This window comes from Streptomyces sp. NPDC001941 (assembly GCF_040296945.1).
Lineage (GTDB): Bacteria > Actinomycetota > Actinomycetes > Streptomycetales > Streptomycetaceae > Streptomyces.
On the sequence record NZ_JBEOYE010000040.1, the window covers coordinates 65,014 to 84,267 of the forward strand.

Annotated in this window: 16 protein-coding genes and 2 tRNA genes; 4 read left to right on the forward strand and 14 right to left on the reverse strand. The window is 71.1% G+C overall.

Annotation, left to right across the window (positions count from 1 at the left end):
* Nucleotides 1-127: 127 nt before the first annotated feature.
* From ABT160_RS25265 to ABT160_RS25280, 4 genes are all read right to left on the reverse strand, one after another.
* Nucleotides 128-661: an HNH endonuclease gene (locus ABT160_RS25265; RefSeq protein ID WP_351650070.1), complete on the reverse strand. Its 534-nt coding sequence runs from the start codon at nucleotides 659-661 to the stop codon at nucleotides 128-130.
* A gap of 105 nt (nucleotides 662-766) precedes the next feature.
* Nucleotides 767-837, reverse strand: a tRNA-Ala gene (locus ABT160_RS25270).
* A 57-nt stretch (nucleotides 838-894) separates the two neighbouring features.
* A tRNA-Lys gene (locus tag ABT160_RS25275) sits at nucleotides 895-967 on the reverse strand.
* A 455-nt stretch (nucleotides 968-1,422) separates the two neighbouring features.
* Nucleotides 1,423-3,090 carry a recombinase family protein gene (locus ABT160_RS25280; protein WP_351650071.1) on the reverse strand — a complete coding sequence of 556 codons (1,668 nt, stop codon included), beginning with the start codon at nucleotides 3,088-3,090 and terminating at the stop codon, nucleotides 1,423-1,425.
* Nucleotides 3,091-3,516: 426 nt separating this feature from the next.
* Here ABT160_RS25280 and ABT160_RS25285 point away from each other — a divergent pair, with 426 nt between their 5' ends.
* Nucleotides 3,517-4,641 carry a putative hexosyltransferase gene (locus tag ABT160_RS25285; protein WP_351650072.1) on the forward strand — a complete coding sequence of 375 codons (1,125 nt, stop codon included), beginning with the start codon at nucleotides 3,517-3,519 and terminating at the stop codon, nucleotides 4,639-4,641.
* Between the two features lie 12 nt (nucleotides 4,642-4,653).
* Here ABT160_RS25285 and ABT160_RS25290 read toward each other — a convergent pair whose 3' ends face one another.
* Together ABT160_RS25290 and clpB are read right to left on the reverse strand one after the other, a co-directional pair.
* Nucleotides 4,654-5,196 (reverse strand): type III secretion system chaperone family protein, encoded by a 543-nt coding sequence (locus ABT160_RS25290; RefSeq protein WP_351650073.1) that lies wholly within the window; start codon nucleotides 5,194-5,196, stop codon nucleotides 4,654-4,656.
* 120 nt (nucleotides 5,197-5,316) lie between these two features.
* Complete coding sequence (gene clpB / locus ABT160_RS25295) at nucleotides 5,317-7,902, reverse strand: ATP-dependent chaperone ClpB (protein WP_351650074.1); 2,586 nt, start codon at nucleotides 7,900-7,902, stop codon at nucleotides 5,317-5,319.
* Nucleotides 7,903-8,053: 151 nt separating this feature from the next.
* On the opposite strand from clpB, the gene ABT160_RS25300 reads away from it, so the two are divergent.
* Nucleotides 8,054-8,467, forward strand: coding sequence for a pyridoxamine 5'-phosphate oxidase family protein (locus tag ABT160_RS25300; RefSeq protein ID WP_351650075.1), 414 nt, complete (start codon nucleotides 8,054-8,056; stop codon nucleotides 8,465-8,467).
* 125 nt (nucleotides 8,468-8,592) lie between these two features.
* Here ABT160_RS25300 and ABT160_RS25305 read toward each other — a convergent pair whose 3' ends face one another.
* Nucleotides 8,593-8,925, reverse strand: coding sequence for a (2Fe-2S)-binding protein (locus ABT160_RS25305; RefSeq protein WP_351650076.1), 333 nt, complete (start codon nucleotides 8,923-8,925; stop codon nucleotides 8,593-8,595).
* Between the two features lie 334 nt (nucleotides 8,926-9,259).
* On the opposite strand from ABT160_RS25305, the gene ABT160_RS25310 reads away from it, so the two are divergent.
* Entirely contained in the window at nucleotides 9,260-10,246 is a 987-nt protein-coding gene (locus ABT160_RS25310; RefSeq protein WP_351650077.1) for a helix-turn-helix transcriptional regulator, read from the forward strand.
* 74 nt (nucleotides 10,247-10,320) lie between these two features.
* Here ABT160_RS25310 and ABT160_RS25315 read toward each other — a convergent pair whose 3' ends face one another.
* The 7 genes from ABT160_RS25315 to ABT160_RS25345 all read right to left on the reverse strand — a co-directional run bounded on the left by ABT160_RS25315 (nucleotide 10,321) and on the right by ABT160_RS25345 (nucleotide 17,625).
* The gene (locus tag ABT160_RS25315) at nucleotides 10,321-10,773 is read right to left on the reverse strand and encodes a heat shock protein transcriptional repressor HspR (RefSeq protein ID WP_351650078.1); all 453 of its coding nucleotides are present in this window, start codon (nucleotides 10,771-10,773) and stop codon (nucleotides 10,321-10,323) included.
* A gap of 4 nt (nucleotides 10,774-10,777) precedes the next feature.
* Nucleotides 10,778-11,965, reverse strand: a complete 1,188-nt coding sequence (gene dnaJ / locus ABT160_RS25320) for a molecular chaperone DnaJ (protein WP_351650079.1) — start codon at nucleotides 11,963-11,965, stop codon at nucleotides 10,778-10,780.
* A gap of 45 nt (nucleotides 11,966-12,010) precedes the next feature.
* Nucleotides 12,011-12,661: a nucleotide exchange factor GrpE gene (gene grpE, locus ABT160_RS25325; protein WP_351650080.1), complete on the reverse strand. Its 651-nt coding sequence runs from the start codon at nucleotides 12,659-12,661 to the stop codon at nucleotides 12,011-12,013.
* Complete coding sequence (gene dnaK, locus ABT160_RS25330) at nucleotides 12,661-14,505, reverse strand: molecular chaperone DnaK (protein ID WP_351650081.1); 1,845 nt, start codon at nucleotides 14,503-14,505, stop codon at nucleotides 12,661-12,663. The genes grpE and dnaK overlap by 1 nt, the downstream gene beginning before the upstream one ends.
* A 110-nt stretch (nucleotides 14,506-14,615) precedes the next feature.
* Nucleotides 14,616-15,674: a glycosyltransferase family protein gene (locus ABT160_RS25335; protein WP_351650082.1), complete on the reverse strand. Its 1,059-nt coding sequence runs from the start codon at nucleotides 15,672-15,674 to the stop codon at nucleotides 14,616-14,618.
* Nucleotides 15,671-16,243 carry an arsenate reductase/protein-tyrosine-phosphatase family protein gene (locus ABT160_RS25340; RefSeq protein ID WP_351650083.1) on the reverse strand — a complete coding sequence of 191 codons (573 nt, stop codon included), beginning with the start codon at nucleotides 16,241-16,243 and terminating at the stop codon, nucleotides 15,671-15,673. Before ABT160_RS25340 ends, ABT160_RS25335 begins: the two co-directional genes overlap by 4 nt.
* The gene (locus ABT160_RS25345) at nucleotides 16,240-17,625 is read right to left on the reverse strand and encodes a tyrosine-protein kinase domain-containing protein (RefSeq protein WP_351650085.1); all 1,386 of its coding nucleotides are present in this window, start codon (nucleotides 17,623-17,625) and stop codon (nucleotides 16,240-16,242) included. The genes ABT160_RS25340 and ABT160_RS25345 overlap by 4 nt, the downstream gene beginning before the upstream one ends.
* A gap of 127 nt (nucleotides 17,626-17,752) precedes the next feature.
* Here ABT160_RS25345 and ABT160_RS25350 point away from each other — a divergent pair, with 127 nt between their 5' ends.
* Complete coding sequence (locus tag ABT160_RS25350) at nucleotides 17,753-19,147, forward strand: O-antigen ligase family protein (protein ID WP_351650087.1); 1,395 nt, start codon at nucleotides 17,753-17,755, stop codon at nucleotides 19,145-19,147.
* Nucleotides 19,148-19,254 lie beyond the last annotated feature (107 nt).

Consider the following 19,254-nt stretch of genomic DNA (forward strand, 5'->3'; position numbering starts at 1 on the left):
GCTTTGCCCAGGTCAGACAGCGTCCAGAGCTCAAAAAAGGAGCCACACCCAGGGCGCGTTTTCCGAGCTGGGGCCGGGATCGCCGGCGGGCACGCGCGGGAACTTCCGGACCGCTCTCCCCCTCCCGTCAGAAGGGCGGAGCCGTGTAGCCCAGGTCCACGCGGGTCTTCGCCTTGTGGCACGGGCGGCACAGGAGCTGAACGTTGCCGTCCACGTCCTCACCACCACGCGACAGGGGAACCACATGGTCCACGTCCATGCCCGATGCCAGGAAGGACAGACCGCAGTGAGCGCACTGCCCACGACCGGTCCGCTTCAGCACCGCACGAAGACGAGCACCCGCGTTGTTCCCCCGGGCGATAGCCTCACGCCTCTTGCGGTGGGACTGCACAGTCCGCCCGGACTCGTAGGCCCGGTGGTGCTCAGCGCACCGCCCCGCATGGGTGGCGAACTGCCGGCAGTCCAGACAACGAGTGCGCATAGCCACCCCCCTCGTACGCATGGCCCCCCTACCGGGAGACCCCCTCCCTACTCGCACGAGTAGGGCCTTCAAGAAGAAGTCCATGCCGCTCCACCTGGGCGGGCTTACAACCCCGTTCGGCACACTCCCCACAAGGGAGCGGGTTACTGATGGGCGGCCCAGGGCCCCCACGAACGGCATGGACTAGAGCCCGCCCCCGGGTTCGAACCGGGAACTCTGTGGCCTTCCTCCCGGGACAAGCCGGGTGGCCACGCACCTCTACCGATTGGGTCAGGCGGGCTAGCTTGCGGCGGACCGGATTCGAACCGGTGTTGACCCCTGCCCGGGGTTGTCCTGGGCCGCTAGACGACCACCGCTTCAGGCGATTCCGCGGGAGCTACCCGCCACGCCTAGGGATCACAAGGAGCCCACAGTTGGCCCGGTCGGACTCGAACCGACAACCCCCGGGTTAAGAGCCCGGTGCTCTACCAATTGAGCTACGTGCCAAGGGCCCAGGGCTCAGAACCCGGACGGAGATCCGTACCGGGGAGCACGTGGGCCAGTGAGGGCGGGTACTCAGTCCGCCGTGTGGCGCGTAGCCGGAAGGGTGCGCGGTACTCCCTGCCCTCACCCCGTATCTAGGGAGTGAATTGCCCAGGTGGGCACTGGCCGGGCGGGGGCTCGTGGCGGGCCCCGGTGACGAAGTGACGAAGTGGCGGGCCGGTCCGGGTTGCTCCTACAGATTGTTTTTTAGGAGGTTCGTAGGGTGGATTAGAACTAATCGTCACTTCGTCACTTCGTCACTGATGTTGACCGGGTGTGAGATTGCCTGACTCTGTGTAACTGCCCAAACAGGGGCAATCCGCGCCCCGCCTCACCGCTGAGTGATGGCGCGTGCATGACAAGTCACAGTTGCGCGAAAGGGCGGCCCTACCCCGAACCGGAGTAAGACCGCCCTCTTGCTACGCCGTGAGTTCCACGTCCTCTTGCCCAAGTACACGCTTGGCCCCGGTCCACGCATAGTGGAAGCGGTCCGGCGTCACAGGCGTCCGACCCTTACCGAACGCCTGACGCACGCACACCCCATCAAGAGCCAGGGAGAGGAGTTCCCTCCGCTCTTCCACGGTGGCCTTCTCCCATGCGTCTGCGATCGTCTGGGCGTCCAACAGGTACCCGATATCGGCCGTGGGCTCCGGGATCATGCTGAGCATCTTCTCCGCGGCCCTCACCGTGTCCTCCGCTTCGCTGAGGAGACCCGGGTAGAACTCTGCCGCCGGGCCTTCGAACTCCTTGCGCTTGTACTTCGCGGCAACAAGATCCTCAAGGGCAGCCTTCGCGTTCTCAAGGCGCTCTTCCGCCTCCCGTCGCTCCGCCACAATGTCGGGCCTGTGCGTGTCCAGCCACCGGGCAGCGACCGCGTGAAGGAGCGGGTCTTCAGGGGAGCTTGCCGTAAGCCTGTTGACGAACGCCTGAAACACGAAGTGATAGGCGTACTTCGCCATGATGGACGCCGGAGCCAGGCACGGCCGTCCGCCGTGGAGCTTGTGCGGGCACCCGAAGGAATTACCCCTCTTGATCATGGTCCGGCCACAGCCGGAGCAGAACATTGCGCCCGATAGCTCGTGACGCCCGACCGACCGGACGCCCCGCTTCGTGCCCTTCTTGCCGAAGAGCGCTGTGCGCTGTTGCACAACCTTCCGGGCCTTGAGCTGCTGGGCTTCGGTGACCACACCCTTGCCGACCGAAACGCGCTGCCCCTTCTCGTTGCGGTACACGGGGTCTTCCCGGTCGTCCCAGTCGCTTGCCGGCTGAAGCCCGATGTACGCCGGGTGGCGAAGGATCTTGTAAATCCTCTGCGGGCTCCACCGGTAGCCCGGCCGGGGGTAGATCTCGTCATCGTGAAGGCGGGCAATGACGGTGGGAGCCGTAGCTCCTCCGCCAATCTCGCGGATCATGCGCCGGATCACGTCCGCCTTCGTGGGGCCGTCCGGCTTCCCGGGTATCGCAGGGGTGTCATCGGGGAGGAGCTGCCGGGTCTTCGGGTCCTTCTTCAGCCCGTAGGGGACACGCTTGGCGAGCCAGATTCCTTCATCCTTGGAGTACCGCCACGCATCCGCCACGCGGTCCGACAGTTGGTCGGAGAACTCCTTTGCGTCCTCCGCCCGCCACATGATCATGCGGCGGTCCTTCGGTTCGCTCGTGTCGAGATTGTCCGACCCGAAGAAGATCCGCTTGCCGTCCAAGCGATCCATGATCGTCAGGACAGCCAAGGCGCCTTTACGGCTGAAGCGGTCCAGCTTGTACGACCACAGGCAGCGGGTAGCGCTGGTCTCAAGGGCGCGAAGCCCAGCGTCGTAGCCGGGGCGGTGCACGTCCTTGCTACCGCTGATGCCGTTGTCCACCCAGACGTAGCGGGGACGGTACTTGTTCCACTCGCCCCAGCGGATTCCGTCGTTGATCTGTTGCTTGACGCTGAGTTCCCGGTCTTCGCGGCCCTTCCGCGTGACGCTCTTGCGAGCGTAGATGTCCATGTCCCCGTTGGGGTCGATGATCATGTACGGCACCGCAACGCGTGCGGGAGCCTTCGAGCCGGCGAACGTGGCGGGTCGGTCTTCGGTCAACGTCGTCATGGGAGCCCTCCCCGTTCGCTGGGGACGCTCTCAGGCCCCCAGCAACGCCGGGGCCCAATACGCTGGGCTCCGGCCGTCTACGGGGCGCCTAGCCCCCTCAAGGAGGAGCTAGTGAGCGGGTTGCCTGTAGGTGCGTTTTTCTTGCACCTCTGCAAGCGCGTGGACGTGCTGGAGGAGGCGGTGGCGCGGCTGAAGGGGATCGCTAGCGCCTGAGGCGGGCCCTGTCACGGGCGACACGCCCGGGTGGGGCCCTGACGGGGAGGTTTCCACCCGGGCGGGCCCTCCGGGCGCGTGTGTCGCTCGCGCGCGGCGCGTATGAGAAGCAGATTGTCTGCTTGAACGATCACGCGTGCCCGGCCCCGGAGGTGCCCCCTGTCCGCCGAGACCTTCGACCGCGCGGCCCCTGCTCCCACCCCCGCCCGGCCCGTGCCGCGGTGGCGGGCCGGGCTGCACCGGGCCGCCCCCGCGCTGGGGCTCTTCGCCGCCGCCCGGCTGCTCGGGATGTCGGCCCTGGCGCTGTGGGCGTGGCACGTCGGGCGCTCGCCGCGCGCGCTGCTCGCCACCTCCTGGGACTCCGACTGGTACATCCGCATCGCCGCGCACGGGTACGGCCGCACGCTGCACTGGCCGGACGGCGCGGTCCAGTCCGACCTGGCGTTCTTCCCGCTCTACCCGGGGCTCGTACGGGCCCTGACCACGCTGCTGCCGATCGCGGGCGGCACCGCGGGGCTGGTGGTGTCGTGGACCTCGGCGGGCGTCGCCGCGTGGGGGATCTACGCGGTGGGCGAGCGGCTGCACGGGCGGCCCACGGCGACGCTGCTGGTGCTGCTGTGGGGGCTGCTGCCGCACTCGATCGTGGTGTCCATGGCGTACACCGAGCCGCTGCTGACCGCGTTCGCCGCCTGGTCGCTGTACGCGCTGCTGACCCGGCGCTGGATCTGGGCGGGCGTCCTCGCGCTGCTGGCGGGGCTGGCACGGCCCAACGGGATCGCGGTGGTGGCGGCGGTGCTCGCGACGGTGGCGCTCGAACTGTGGCGGCGGCGCGGGCGCGCCGACCGCCGGGTGTGGGCGGCGGCCGGGATCGCGCCGCTGGGGTGGGCGGGGTACGTGCTGTGGGTGGGCGTGCGCCGGGGCGACCCGCTGGGCGGCTACTTCGCCGTGCAGGACGGCTGGACCTCCCGGTTCGACTTCGGGATCGGCGCCCTGAAGTTCGTACGGACCATCCTGACCCGGCCGATGGACCTCGGCTTCACCATGGCGATGGTGCTGACGGCGGCCGGGGTGCTGCTCTTCGTGCTGCTGGCGCTGGAGCGGCCGCCGCTGCCGCTGTTCGTCTACACGGCCGTGCTGGTGGTGATCACGGTCGGCGGCTCCGGCTTCTTCGAGTCCAAGCCGCGCTTCCTGCTGCCCGCGTTCCCGCTGCTGCTGCCGCTGGCGTGCGCACTGCGAAGAGCCCGGCCGAGGGCGGCGGTCACGGTGACCGCCGCCCTGGCCGGGCTCTCGTTCTGCTACGGGGTGTACGTGCTCACGCTCGCCCCGATGGCGCTGTAACGCCGGGGGGGCTCAGGCCTCCGCGTCGTCGCCCTCGGCCTTGTCCTCGGGGGACTCCAGGCCGAAGGTCTCCACGATCCAGCGGTCGAACTCGATCGAGGCGCGCACCCAGCTGACGGTGGAGGAGACGAAGTGCTCCAGGGAGACGCCGGTGCCGATCAGCATCTGGGCCTCGCCGATGAGGCGGATGTTGGCGGAGCCGTCCTCCTCCTCGTGCAGGTGCGTGTACACCTTGGGCCACAGGGTGCGGCGGTTCCAGTCGTCGATCGCGTCGAGCACCTTGGCGCGGTCCTCGGTGTCGTGCGGCCGGTCGTAGAAGGTCCGCACGGAGAAGACCTGCTGCTCGTCCTCGCCGCGGAACATGAAGTACGTGCGGAACTCCTCCCACGGGGCGGCGAGGTCACCCTCGTCGTCCGTCACGTACTTGAGCTCCATCTGGTCCAGGAGCTGCTTGACCAGGTCCTGGTCGGGGACGACGGGGCCCGGCGCCGGTCCTGCGGCCTGAGGCTGGGGCTGGCCCCCGAAATTCGGAATCGAGGACGGGTCGATGCTCACCGTGGAATTTCCCTTCGTACGGTTCCCGCCATCCTCTCCCATGCCGGGCGGGGGCTGGCAAGCCCCGGCCCGGCGATCCGCTGCGGGCGGAACCCGGCGTGGCCGGATTCCGCCCGGACCTCAGCTCTTCGGGCCGACCAGCAGGTCGTCGCCGACCCGCGAGACCAGCACCGTGTCGCCGTCGCGGACCTCTCCGGCGAGGATCTCCCGGGCGAGCCGGTCGCCGATCGCGGTCTGGATCAGGCGGCGCAGCGGGCGTGCCCCGTAGGCGGGGTCGTTGCCCTCGTCGGCGAGCCAGGCCAGGGCCTCGTCGGTGACCTCCAGGGTGAGGCGGCGGTCGGCGAGGCGGCGGGCGAGGCGGTCGATCTGGAGCCGGGCGATGCGGCCGAGCTCCTCGCGGTCCAGCGCGGAGAAGACCACCAGGTCGTCGAGGCGGTTGAGGAACTCGGGCTTGAACGAGGCCCGCACGAGCTCCAGGACCTGCTGCTTCTTCTCCTCCTCGGTGGTGGTGGGCTCCACCAGGTACTGGCTGCCGAGGTTGGAGGTGAGCACCAGGATGGTGTTGCGGAAGTCGACCGTGCGGCCCTGGCCGTCGGTGAGCCGTCCGTCGTCGAGGACCTGCAGCAGGACGTCGAAGACCTCGGGGTGGGCCTTCTCGACCTCGTCCAGCAGGACCACGCTGTACGGGCGGCGGCGGACGGCCTCGGTGAGCTGGCCGCCCTCCTCGTAGCCGACGTACCCGGGCGGGGCGCCGACCAGGCGGGCCACCGAGTGCTTCTCGCCGTACTCGCTCATGTCGATGCGGACCATGGCGCGCTCGTCGTCGAAGAGGAAGTCCGCCAGGGCCTTGGCCAGTTCGGTCTTGCCGACGCCGGTGGGGCCCAGGAAGAGGAATGAGCCGGTGGGGCGGTCGGGGTCGGCGATGCCGGCCCGGGTGCGGCGCACCGCGTCGGACACGGCGCGCACGGCCTCGCCCTGGCCGATCAGGCGCCGGCCCAGCTCGTCCTCCATGCGCAGCAGCTTCTGCGTCTCGCCCTCCAGCAGGCGTCCGGCGGGGATGCCGGTCCAGGAGCCGACCACGTCGGCGATGTCGTCCGGGCCGACCTCCTCCTTGACCATGGTGTCGGTGCGGGCCTCGGCCTCGGCGGCGCTGGCGGCCTCCAGCTCCCGCTCCAGCTCGGGGATCTGCCCGTACAGCAGCTTGGAGGCGGTGTCGAAGTCGCCGTCGCGCTGGGCGCGCTCGGCCTGGCCGCGCGACTCGTCGAGCTTCTCCTTCAGCTCGCCGACCCGGTTCAGGCCCTCCTTCTCCTTCTCCCAGCGGGCGGTCAGGCCGCGCAGCTCCTCCTCGCGGTCGGCGAGGTCCCTGCGCAGCTTCTCCAGGCGCTGGCGGGAGGCCGGGTCCGTCTCGTTCTTGAGCGCCAGTTCCTCCATGCGCAGCCGGTCCACCGAGCGCTGCAGCTCGTCGATCTCCACCGGCGAGGAGTCGATCTCCATGCGCAGCCGGGACGCGGCCTCGTCGACCAGGTCGATGGCCTTGTCCGGCAGGAACCGGGAGGTGATGTACCGGTCGGACAGCGTCGCGGCGGCCACCAGGGCCCCGTCGTTGATCTGCACCTTGTGGTGCGCCTCGTACCGGCCCTTCAGCCCGCGCAGGATCGCGATGGTGTCGTCCACGCTCGGCTCGGCCACCAGCACCTGCTGGAAGCGCCGCTCCAGCGCCGGGTCCTTCTCGATCCGCTCGCGGTACTCGTCCAGGGTGGTCGCGCCCACCATCCGCAGCTCGCCGCGGGCCAGCATCGGCTTGAGCATGTTGCCCGCGTCCATCGCGGAGTCGCCGCCGGCGCCCGCGCCGACGACCGTGTGCAGCTCGTCGATGAACGTGATGACCTGCCCGTCGGATTCCTTGATCTCCGACAGGACCGTCTTCAGCCGCTCCTCGAACTCGCCGCGGTACTTCGCCCCGGCCACCATCGCGCCCAGGTCCAGCGAGACCAGCCGCTTGTTCTTCAGCGACTCCGGCACGTCGCCCTTCACGATGCGCTGCGCCAGGCCCTCCACCACCGCGGTCTTGCCCACGCCGGGCTCACCGATGAGCACCGGGTTGTTCTTGGTGCGCCGCGAGAGCACCTGCACCACCCGGCGGATCTCCTGGTCCCGCCCGATCACCGGGTCGAGCTTGCCCTCGCGCGCGGCCGCCGTGAAGTCCGTGCCGAACTTCTCCAGCGCCTTGTACTGACCCTCCGGGTCGGGTGTGGTCACCCGGCGCCCTCCCCTTGCCTTCTCGAACGCGTCCAGCAGCCGCTTCGCCGTGGCCCCCTGCTGGTCCAGGACCTCGCCGGCCGCCCCGCCCTTGGCGGCGATGCCGATGAGCAGGTGCTCCGTGGACAGGTAGTCGTCCCCCAGCTCCTTGGCGCGCTGGGAGGCGTCGGCGACGACGGCCAGCATGTCGCGGCTGGGCTGCGGGGGCGAGACGGTGGAGCCGGAGACGCTGGGCAGGGCGGCCAGGACGCGCTCGGCGCCGGCCCGGACCGCCGCCTGGTCGGCGTCCACGGCCGCCAGCAGGTCGGTCACGTTCTCGTTGTCCTGGCCCTCGAGCAGGGCGAGCAGCAGGTGCGCCGGAGTGAGGTCCGGGTGCCCCCCGGACACGGCGCGGCCGGTGGCCGCGTTGATCGCGTCCCGGCTCTTGTTGGTCAGCTCGGCGTCCACGTGCGTCTTCTCCTCCTCGTGCGCGGTCCGTCCACGTCATCACGGGCTATGACTCATCCAACGTACACAAAGTTGAGTCTATTCCACTCAATCTGATGACGGGAGGTCGCCGGGCGGTCCGGCGGCCGGGCGGAGCGGTATTTTCCTCGCCATGGCGACAGACCCAGGCAACCCCGATCCGACCTATCTCGCCTTCTGGCGCGAGCGGCACGTGAGCACGCTGACGACCCCCCGCGCCGACGGCACGCCGCACGTGGTGGCGGTGGGGGTGACGTACGACCCCGAGGGCGGCGAGCGCGGCATCGCGCGCGTGATCACCAACCGGCACAGCCGCAAGGCCGTGAACGTGCTGGCCGCGGGGGCCGACGGGGCGAGGGTCGCGGTCTGCCAGGTGGACCGGCGCCGCTGGGCGACCCTGGAGGGCGTCGCGCGGGTGCGCACCGAGCCGGAGGCCGTCGCGGACGCGGTGGAGCGCTACGCGGCCCGCTACGGCCGCACGCCGTCGCCCAACCCGGACCGCGTGGTCATCGAGATCGCGCTGACCCGGGCGATGGGGCGGGCCTGACGTCCGCCGCGGGGCGGACGCGGAGCACCCGCGGACAGCACAGCGGCGCCATCGCGTTTCAGGTCCGCGATGGCGCCGCTGTGTGGGGGAAGTACCCGAGCGATTTGTAACGACGGGGGAATCGCTCAGGCACTGCGGGGGGTGGCGGTGATGGTCTCCGGGTCGTCCAGCTGGTCCACGAGCTGGTGGTCCCGCTGGTCGAGGTTGACGAAGATCATGCCGTACCTGATGGCACAGCGGACGGGCTGCGGTGCCCCGCGGGGGCGACGCAGACACCGGTAGGCGCGTACGTCCTCGTCCTCTTCACGGGCGACGACGATCGGCTCCCCGAAGAGGGTGACCATCAACGAGTCGCCACGGTGGGGGATGGCCGTGACGAGGTCGATGAAGTGCCACCCGGAGCGGTACGCCGTGGCCATCTCGCGCCGGAAGACCCGGTCGTCGGGCGGGACGGTCATGCGACGGAGTCCCTGGCCGGTGCGCCCTCCCACGTCGGCTCGCGGTGAGCTGCCGCGGCGGCTTCCCACGTGGGCTCGCCCGGGGCCGCGACGACACCGTGCACGGACATGCCGTGTGCCACGGGATCACTGTGGGCGGCGAAAGCGCCGAGAGCGGCTGCCGAGGCAACAGCTATGACGCCAAGTGCACGAACCATCCTGGTCATGGCCGGTCTCCACCTCTTTTGATCATTACCTCCTCCCCCGCGCCTATGACGATGGCTCACTCCGAACCCTTCCACCAGCAAGTCCAGGCATCATGTTCCTGTAATTCAGGACCCTGAGGGGGGTGCAAATGCAGTTGAAGAGGGGCAATTCGGAAAACGGGCATACCCACGGCGAGCTGTGCGAGGAGGGAAAGCGGCTTTATGCGGCCGCTCTACGAGCCGGACGCATCGCCCGTTCCGAGGCCGAAACCGCGACCTGCGTCATCGAACTGGCCCTGCTCCACCCGGACCCGGACGACCCCGACTGGTTGCGGCCCGTACCCCCGTCCATCGCGCTCAACCAGCTCATACACCCCATCGAGCGCGAGATACAGGAACGCAGGCAACTGACTATCTCGTTGGCCGACACCTTCGAGCCATTCCTGACGATCACCACCCCGGACCCCGCCGGGAGCCAGGCGATCAGCGTCCTGGAGGGCCTCAGCGTCATCAACGCGACGCTGGACAGGGTCATGGACGAGTGCAACGAGGAACTCCTCACCATCCAGCCCGGCAGCGGGCGCCGCCCCGAGACCGTCCAGGCGGGCCTGCGCCGCGTCGAGCCGCTGCTCGACCGGGGCGTCCGGATGCGCACGCTCTACCAGCACACCGCGCGCCACCACTCCGCGACCATGGGATACGTCGAGCGCATCTCCCCGTACGGACTCGAGGTCCGCACCCTGGAGGAGATCATCGACCGGCTGATCATCGTTGACCGGAAAGTTGCCTTCGTGCCCGCGCGGAGCGATAGGAGGGTCGCCCTCGAACTCCGGCACGAGGGCCTGGTGCAGTACCTGGTCGGCGTCTTCGACCAGTTCTGGCTGTACGGCATCCCCTGGGAGGACGAGGTCGTCGCGTACGCCACCGTGCTCGGCGGCGTCAGCGGCGTCCAGCGCTCCATCGCCAAGCTCCTGGTCGAGGGGCACGTGGACGAGGCGATCGCGCGCCGGCTCGGCATGAACGTGCGCACCTGCCGCGCCCACATCGCCAAGCTCGCCTCCAGCCTGGGCAGCGGCAGCCGCGCCCAGCTGGGCTACCTGATCGCGCAGTCCGGGATCCTGGAGCAGGACCAGTGACCACGGGCACAACGCCGCAGGGCCCCTCCGGAGACCGGAGGGGCCCTGCGGGCGCGTGACGGCGCGCGGGGTGGCTACTCGCCCCGCTTGGGGCGCCACACCACCAGCGCGCTGGTGTGCTGCACGTCCTGGTACGGGACCAGGTCGCGGCGGTAGGAGGCGTGGACCTGGGCCTCGCGCTGCTGCATCGCGACCGCCGCGCCCTCGACCGCGGCCGACAGCTCGGCGACGCGCTGCTGGAGCGCGGCCACCTGGTTCTCCAGCTCGATGATGCGCTTGATGCCGGCCAGGTTGATGCCCTCGTCCTGCGACAACTGCTGCACCTGGCGCAGCAGTTGGATGTCGCGTGCCGAGTAGCGCCGGCCGCGGCCCGCGGTGCGGTCCGGCGAGACCAGGCCGAGCCGGTCGTACTGCCGGAGCGTCTGCGGGTGCAGCCCGGACAGCTGGGCGGCGATCGAGATGACGTAGACGGGCGTCTCGTCCGTCAGTTCGTACGGATTGCGGCCGCGCCCCGATCGGCTGTCCATGGCCTCATGCTCCCTTCGCCGCCTGGAACAACTCCGCCCGCGGGTCTTCGCCCACGGTCGCCTCGCGGTAACTCTCCAGCGCCTCGCGGGCCTTGTCGGACAGCTCGGCGGGCACCGCCACCTCGACCGTCACCAGCAGGTCCCCGCGGGTGCCGTCCTTGCGGACCGCGCCCTTGCCGCGGGCGCGCATGGTGCGGCCGTTGGGCGTGCCGGCGGGCAGCTTCAGCGTCACCGGCGGGCCGTCCAGGGTCGGCACCTTCACCTCGCCGCCGAGCACCGCCTCCGGGTAGGTGACGGGCACGGTCACGGTGAGGTTGTCGCCCTTGCGGCCGAAGACCGGGTGGGCGTCCACGTGCACCACGACGTACAGGTCGCCGGCCGGGCCGCCGCGCTCGCCCGCCGCGCCCTTGCCGCGCAGCCGGATCTTCTGGGCGTCGGAGACGCCCGCCGGGATCCGGACCTGCATGGTGCGGGCCGACTTGGCGCGGCCGCTGCCGTGGCAGACCTCGCAGGGGTCCTCGGCGATCAGGCCGCGGCCCTTGCAGTCCACGCACGGGTCGGTCAGCGAGAAGCCGCCGCCGGAGCCGCGCGAGACCTGTCCGGTGCCGACGCAGGTCGGGCACACCCGGGGGGTGCCGTTCTTGTCGCCGGTGCCGGAGCACGCCTTGCAGGGCGCCTGGCTGGACAGCCGCACGGGGACCGTGCAGCCGTTGACGGCCTCGGTGAAGCTCAGCGTGACCTCGGACTCCAGGTCCTGGCCGCGCCGGGGCTGGGTGCGGGTGGCGCCGCCCGGGGCGCCGCCCCGGTTGAACAGCCCGCCGAACACGTCGCCGAGGCCGCCGCCGAAACCGCCCGCTCCGGGGCCGGAGCCGCCCCCGCCCTGGGCGCCCCCGAAGAGGTCGCCCAGGTCGAAGTTGAAGCTGCCGCCGCCGGGGCCCGGGCGGAAGCCGCCGTTGCCGAACAGCGCCCGGGCCTCGTCGTACTCCTTGCGCTTCTTGGGGTCGCCGAGGACGTCGTTCGCCTCGGAGATCTCCTTGAAGCGCTCCTCCGCCTTGGCGTCGCCCTTGTTGGCGTCGGGGTGGTTCTCCCGGGCCAGCTTGCGGTACGCCTTCTTGATCTCGGCGTCCGTGGCGTCCTTGGGGACGCCGAGGACCTTGTAGTAGTCCTTCTCGACGAAGTCCTTCGTGCTCATCGACGTCCCTCCTTCCGGACGCTTGGGTTCGCGTCGGCCTGTGCGTCAGCCCTGTTCGGGGCCACCGCTCTCCTCGTCCGCCTGCGGCTCCTCCTTGGCGGCCGGGGCCGCCCCGGGCTGGGGCTCGGCGACGGCCACCCGCGCGGGGCGGATGGTGCGCTCACCGATCCGGTACCCGGGCTGGAGGATCGCGACGCAGGTCGTCTCCGTGACGTCCGGCGCGTACGCGTGCATCAGGGCCTCGTGGATCGTCGGGTCGAAGGGCTCGCCCTCCTTGCCGAACTGCTGCAGGCCCATCTTCGCCGCGACCGTCTCCAGCGACTCCGCCACCGACTTGAACCCGCCCACCAGCTCACCGTGCTCGCGGGCACGGCCCACGTCGTCGAGCACCGGCAGGAGCTCGGTCAGGAGGTTCGCGACGGCGATCTCCTTGACCGTGATCCGGTCGCGATCGACCCGACGACGGTAGTTCTGGTACTCGGCCTGGAGCCGCTGGAGGTCGGCGGTGCGCTCGCCGAGGGCGGTGCGCACCTGGTCCAGCTGTGCGGTCAGGCCGGCGGACTGTGCCGCGTCCCCGGCCGGGGCCGCCTTGCCCTCCTCCTCGGAGGGGGACTCGGCGGCCTCGGCGGCGTCGTCGGGGGTGGCGCCGGAGGGGACGTCGGGCTTCTCCTCGAAGCCCGGGGTCTCCTCGGACATCAGGCAGCGCCGCCCTTCGGCTTCTCGTCGTCGACGATCTCGGCGTCCACGACGTCGTCGTCGGCCTTGGGGGCCTCGTCACCGGCGCCGGCGGCGGCACCCTGGGCGCCCTGGGCGTCGGCGTAGAGGGCCTGGCCGAGCTTCTGGGAGACGGCCGCGACCTTCTCGGTGGCGGTGCGGATCTCCGCGGTGTCCTCGCCCTTGAGCTTCTCCTTGAGCTCGGCCACCGCCGTCTCGACCTCGGTCTTGACGTCGCCCGGGACCTTCTCCTCGTTGTCCTTGAGGAACTTCTCGGTCTGGTAGACGAGCTGCTCGGCCTGGTTGCGGGTCTCGGCCGACTCCTTGCGGCGCTGGTCCTCCTCCGCGTACTGCTCGGCCTCCTGGCGCATCCGGTCGACCTCGTCCTTGGCGAGCGAGGAGCCGCCGGTGACGGTCATCTTCTGCTCCTTGCCCGTGCCGAGGTCCTTCGCGGTCACGTGCATGATGCCGTTGGCGTCGATGTCGAAGGAGACCTCGATCTGCGGGACGCCGCGCGGGGCCGGGGGCAGGCCCGTCAGCTCGAACATGCCGAGCTTCTTGTTGTACGCCGCGATCTCGCGCTCGCCCTGGTAGACCTGGATCTGCACGGACGGCTGGTTGTCCTCGGCCGTCGTGAAGATCTCGGAGCGCTTGGTCGGGATCGTGGTGTTGCGCTCGATCAGCTTGGTCATGATGCCGCCCTTGGTCTCGATGCCGAGGGACAGCGGGGTGACGTCGAGCAGCAGGACGTCCTTGACCTCGCCCTTGAGGACACCGGCCTGGAGCGTGGCGCCGATGGCGACGACCTCGTCCGGGTTGACGCCCTTGTTGGCCTCCTTGCCGCCGGTCAGCTCCTTGACGAGCTCGGCGACGGCGGGCATGCGGGTGGAGCCGCCGACCAGGACCACGTGGTCGATCTCGGACAGCTGGATGCCGGCGTCCTTGATCACGTTGTTGAACGGGGTCTTGCAGCGCTGCAGCAGGTCCTCGGTGAGCTGCTGGAACTGGGCGCGGGTGAGCTTCTCGTCCAGGTGCAGCGGGCCCTCGGCGGACGCCGTGATGTAGGGCAGGTTGATCGTGGTCTCCGTGGAGGAGGAGAGCTCGATCTTCGCCTTCTCGGCGGCCTCGCGCAGGCGCTGGAGCGCCATCTTGTCCTTGGACAGGTCGACGCCGTGGCCGTTGCTGAACTGCTTGACCAGGTAGTCGACGACGCGCTGGTCCCAGTCGTCACCACCGAGGTGGTTGTCGCCGTTGGTCGCCTTCACCTCGACGACGCCGTCGCCGATCTCGAGGAGCGAGACGTCGAAGGTGCCGCCACCGAGGTCGAAGACCAGAATGGTCTGGTCGTCCTTGTCGAGGCCGTAGGCCAGGGCGGCGGCGGTCGGCTCGTTGACAATACGGAGCACGTTCAGACCGGCGATCTCGCCGGCCTCCTTGGTGGCCTGGCGCTCCGAGTCGTTGAAGTACGCCGGGACGGTGATGACCGCGTCGGTCACCTTCTCGCCCAGGTACGCCTCGGCGTCGCGCTTCAGCTTCTGCAGGATGAACGCGCTCATCTGCTGCGGGTTGAAGGTCTTGCCGTCGAGCTCGATCTTCCAGTCGGTGCCCATGTGGCGCTTCACCGAGCGGATGGTCCGGTCCACGTTCGTGACCGCCTGGCGCTTGGCGACCTCGCCGACCAGGACCTCGCCGTTCTTCGCGAAGGCGACGACGGACGGCGTGGTCCGGGCACCCTCGGCGTTGGTGATGACGGTGGGCTCGCCGCCTTCGAGAACGCTGACGACGGAGTTAGTCGTGCCCAGGTCGATGCCGACCGCACGTGCCATTTCGATTCCTCCAGCTGACTTGAGTGGAACAGGCTCAAGGATGCATCACCCGTCAGCAGGAGTCAACAGACCTGAGTCAGGCCGACTCAACTCTTATCCGCCCCTTACGCTCACACCGTCCGCATCGAGGCCCTGACCTGCACCATTCGGGTATAGACCGGCTTGAGGCGCTTCTGCATCCGCTCCGTCGTCAGCCGCTCCACCACCCCGCCCGCCACATGGGCCAGCCGCCGCGTCCCGCTGCGCCCGGTCGCCGAGAACACCTTCCCGGCCCGCTCGCGGAAAACCTCGTCGGAGGCCGTCCAGAACCAGGACCCCCGGTCCGCCGCGGCCGGGTACAGCCGCTGGAAGCCGAGCTCCTTCTCGTACATCAGGTTCCACAGGGTCAGCCCGAGGATCACGTCCCGGTCGGTGAGGTAGCGCCGCCACGGCGCGGTCGGCACCACCCGTACGTGCGCGCTCAGTTCGCGCACCTCGACGGCGCGCACCGCGTAGTTCATGAAGTGCTCGTCGGTGTGGAACACCTCCGCGCCGCGCGCGTGCCGCTCCAGGGCCAGCTCCCAGGCCCGCTCGATCCGCTCCAGCAGCAGCGGCAGCCGGGCCCCGGGCAGCACGTAGAAGGAGCCGCTGTACTTGGGGTGCGCGGCGTCCGGCTCGCCCAGGTCCCGGTGCATCTCGTCGCAGCAGCGGGCGTACTGCGCCAGCGCGGCGGCCTCCTCACCCCGGTGGAACATGTCCTGCGCGCTCTCGGTCTGCACGCCCACCGCGTCCCCGCAGGCCGCGAGCAGCGCGTCCAGCGGGCGCAGGCAGAACATGTCCGGGTCGATCATCACCAGCGTGCCGCCGCGCCCGGCCAGCGCCGCCACCGCGTCCAGGTGGAACAGCGAGCTGAGCCAGCCGTGCCCGTAGCCCTCCGGCGGCCGGTGGGCGAACGGCTCGACGAGCACCTCCACCCCGATCGCGGCGAGCTCCCCGGCGAACGGGGCGGGCACCGGGTCGGTGGTGACCAGCACCAGGTCGGCGCCGGGGTTGAAGCGCCGCAGCGAGCCGTAGGCGACGACCATGCAGCGGTAGTACGTGTACGCCGCGGGCTCGCCGATGCGCCCGCGGGCCTGCGGACTGTCCGACTTGGGCATCACGGCGAAGGCCATCGCCACGGTGGTGGTCATGGGCACACCTTCCTCAGGCTCGGGTCGAGCGCCACGGCGAGCGCGAGGACCGCCTCGCGGATCTCCAGGGCGCGGGTGCGCAGCACCTCGTAGGGCTGCCCGTAGGGGTCGCCGATGCCGTCCCCGTCGGGCGGCACCACCGCCAGCGCGCCGCGCCGGGAGGCGGCCAGCGCGACCGCCCCGGCGGCCGAGCCGGCCGAACCGGCCCGCGCGGACAGGCGGTTGAACTCCTTGAGGGTGAAGCAGCGGCGCATCGCCAGCGGGCACAGCCGCACCGCGGCCTCCCGGTGCGCGCGCTCCAGGCCGAGCACCAGGTCCGCCCCGGCCACCAGGTCCGCGGTCAGCCGGCGCGCGGTGAAGCCGCCCTCGCGGCCGCCGAGCGCGGCGATGACCGAGCGGGTGGCCGGGTCGAGGACGGCGGGCTGGGCGGCGGTCCCCGCGCTGGTCACCCGGTAGCCGGACGCCGGGAGCGCGGCGGCCAGCAGCCGCTCGGCGATCGGCGAGCGGTGCAGGTTGCCGGTGCAGACGAACAGCACCCCGAAGGCGCCGGGACCGGCCGCCCCGGTCATCGCGCGGCCACCGGGGGCCAGGCCTTGACCTGGATCTCGCCGGTGTACTCGTAGTAGGCGCCGGCCCGGTCGCCGCGCGGGCGCGGGGTCATGGAGAGCACCACGCCGAGCAGGTTGGCGCCCACCGAGCGCAGCGTGTCGGCGGCCGAGACGCTCTGCTCGCGCTTGGTCCTGCGGGCCCGCACCACCATCACCACGCCGTCCATCCGGGAGGCCAGGGCCACCGTGTCGGCGACGGGCAGCACCGGGGCGGTGTCGACGACCACGGCGTCGAAGCGCTCGGCGAGCTCGGTGAGCACGGTGCGCATCTGGCCGGAGGCGAGCAGTTCGGCGGGGTTGGGCGGGACGGCTCCGGCGGCCAGCACCTGGATGCCGCCGGGCCCGTCCTGGAGCACCGACTCCAGCGGGGCCTGGCCGATCAGCACGCTGGTCAGCCCGGCGCCCTCGACCAGGCCGAGCCGGGCCGCGACCTGCGGGCGGCGCAGGTCGGCGTCGACCAGGCAGACCGAGCGGCCCTCCAGGCTGAGCGCGGCGGCCAGGTTCACCGAGGTGGAGGTCTTGCCCTCGCCGGGCAGCGCGCTGGTGACGGCGATCAGCCGGGGGGCGCGGTCGACGGCGGCGAAGCGCAGGTTGGTGCGCAGCTGGCGGTAGGCCTCGGCGCGCGGGGAGTGGGCCTGCTGGCCGAGCGCGAGGACGGTCTCCTGCTCGGTGCGCTCCATCGGGATGGAGCCGAAGACCGGCACGCCCAGGGCGCCGCCCAGTTCGCCGGTGGCGCTGAAGGTGGTGTCCAGGGTCTCGCGCAGCACCGCGAGGGCGAAGCCGAGGAGCAGCCCGCCGACGGTCCCGGCCGCCAGGTTCAGGGCGGGGCGGGGGCTGACGGGGGCGTCGGGCACGGAGGCGTACTCGGCGACGGACAGCCGCACCGGGATGGCCCCGCCGTCGACGGGGGTCTCCAGGCGGCTGACGGCGGCGACGAAGTGCCGGGCCACGGAGTTGGCGACGTGCGCGGCGCGGCGCGGTTCGGTGTCCCGTACCGCGATGTCGATGAGGACGGTGCCGACCGGCGAGGAGGACTCGATGCGCTCGGCCAGGCGCGCCGGGGTCGTCTTCAGGTCCAGGTCGTCGATGACGCCTTCGAGCACGGGGGTGGAGCGCACGATGTCGGCGTACGACTGCACCCGCTCCTGGCCGAACGTACTGACCTGGGCCAGTTGCTGAGTATCCGTCACCGCCCGTGCGGAGACGAAGATCTGGGTGCGCGCCTGGTAGCTGGGGTCGACCAGCCAGGTGGCGGCCAGGCCCACCGCCAGGCCGGCGGCGAGGGCCGCGACCACGGTGATCCACCGCTTGGACAGCACGCCGAGGAATTCCCGGACATTCACGCGGACTCTCCCGCCGATCGGTTACGGTCGGTTGCGACCATAACCGGCCATATACCTATAAAACGGTTGGCGCCTGACGGGCCGACCGGAAATGGTCCACTCGGACGAACCCCGTGGAGCCGCACGCATGCGAAGCCCCTCACCCCTGCCCCGCCGCCCCCTGGCGGTCCAGCTGTCCACGGCCCTGCTGTGGCTCACCGGGCTCAGCCCGGCCTTCTTCGCGGTGGTGGTGTGGGCGCGCACCGCCCCCCACGACGCGCACGCGGTGTGGGGGCAGCCGCGCACCGAAGTCGCCCTCACCACCTGGCGGTTGTACGCCGGATCGGGCTACGCGGCCCTGGTGGTCGGCCTGGCCCTGGTGGTGGTGGCGCTCGCGCTGGCCGCGGGCCGCCCCGACCGCCCCCGGTACGGCGGCGGGCTGCTCGCCGCCGCGCTGCTGATGTACGCCTGCCCGGTGGCGGCGGGCCTGCTCGGCGGGCACGGCGGCGCGTTCGGCTGGCGCCTGTGGGTGCCGCCGCTGCTGGTCCTCGCGCTTTGGCTGGCCCCGCCGCCGTCCCCCGTACGCCTGTTGCGCGGCGTGCTGCGGGTGTACGTGTGGGGCAGCCTGGCGGTCTTCGCCGTCTTCCCCTCCTGGGCCGTCACGCCCAGCTTCAACGACAACTTCCAGCTGGACTGGCTCACCCCGGGCGGCCGCCTCGCCGGGCTGACCAACCACCCGATCGGGCTCGGCGTGCTCGCCGCGCTCGCGGTCACGGTCGAGTTCGCCCCCGCCTACCGCACCCGGCGCTGGCAGCTGCACTGCGCGGCGGCGGCCCTGGTGCTGGTGATGTCGCAGTCGCGCACCGCGTGGCTGGCGGCGGCGCTCGGCCTGCCGCTGCTCTACCGGCGCGAGGCGGTGCGGCGCGTGCACCCGGTCCTGGTGCGCTCGCTGGCCGCCGGGACCGCGCTGTGCGCGGCGCTGCTGGTGCCGGGCGTGCTGGAGCGGGCGGGGACGCTGTGGGACTCCGACGAGATCACCACGCTGCACGGGCGGACCGTGCCGTGGCAGGTGGCGCTCACGGCCTTCCGCGACAACGTCTGGGTGGGGTACGGCCCCGAGCTGTTCTTCGACCGGGCCTCGCCCAACCGGGGCGCCTTCGACCACGCGCACAACCAGCTCTTCCAGACCCTGGGCACCTCGGGCCTGCTCGGCGCGGCCGGCCTGGCGCTGTTCGCGGCGGCGGTGGTGCTGTTCGCGGCGCGCGGGGCCCGGGTCACCTCCGGACTCACCTGGTGCGTGGCGCTGACCACGGTGGTCCTGTGCGTGCCCGAGGCCCCGCTGCGCGGCTCCGGGTTCAGCCCGTACCAGCTGCTCGCGGTGACGCTGTTCGTCGTCCTGTGCGACGCGGCCAGGGCACGCGCGGAACTCGCGACGGCCACAGTCCGTGTGCCGCAGCCAGCGCGCACGCCGGAATCCACGCCCGTGCCCGCGGCCACCACGCCGGGACTGACAGGACCGCCGCAGCCGCGCTCAGACCGCTGAGCAGCCGCGGTACGGCTCCGGTGGCCGCCGGGGACTCGCTGACGCTGTGGGAGCTGGTGCACAACACCGGCCGCGACGGCGCCGAGCAGCACGAGCTGTACGCGGAG

Bases quoted from the DNA above. Each gene is read 5' to 3' on its own strand.
- ABT160_RS25265 (WP_351650070.1), bottom strand. From the start codon at position 661: ATGCCGTTCGTGGGGGCCCTGGGCCGCCCATCAGTAACCCGCTCCCTT.
- ABT160_RS25280 (WP_351650071.1), bottom strand. From the start codon at position 3,090: ATGACGACGTTGACCGAAGACCGACCCGCCACGTTCGCCGGCTCGAAG.
- ABT160_RS25300 (WP_351650075.1), top strand. From the start codon at position 8,054: ATGGCGACAGACCCAGGCAACCCCGATCCGACCTATCTCGCCTTCTGG.
- ABT160_RS25305 (WP_351650076.1), bottom strand. From the start codon at position 8,925: ATGACCGTCCCGCCCGACGACCGGGTCTTCCGGCGCGAGATGGCCACG.
- ABT160_RS25310 (WP_351650077.1), top strand. From the start codon at position 9,260: ATGCAGTTGAAGAGGGGCAATTCGGAAAACGGGCATACCCACGGCGAG.
- ABT160_RS25315 (WP_351650078.1), bottom strand. From the start codon at position 10,773: ATGGACAGCCGATCGGGGCGCGGCCGCAATCCGTACGAACTGACGGAC.
- dnaJ (WP_351650079.1), bottom strand. From the start codon at position 11,965: ATGAGCACGAAGGACTTCGTCGAGAAGGACTACTACAAGGTCCTCGGC.
- grpE (WP_351650080.1), bottom strand. From the start codon at position 12,661: ATGTCCGAGGAGACCCCGGGCTTCGAGGAGAAGCCCGACGTCCCCTCC.
- dnaK (WP_351650081.1), bottom strand. From the start codon at position 14,505: ATGGCACGTGCGGTCGGCATCGACCTGGGCACGACTAACTCCGTCGTC.
- ABT160_RS25335 (WP_351650082.1), bottom strand. From the start codon at position 15,674: ATGACCACCACCGTGGCGATGGCCTTCGCCGTGATGCCCAAGTCGGAC.
- ABT160_RS25340 (WP_351650083.1), bottom strand. From the start codon at position 16,243: ATGACCGGGGCGGCCGGTCCCGGCGCCTTCGGGGTGCTGTTCGTCTGC.
- ABT160_RS25350 (WP_351650087.1), top strand. From the start codon at position 17,753: ATGCGAAGCCCCTCACCCCTGCCCCGCCGCCCCCTGGCGGTCCAGCTG.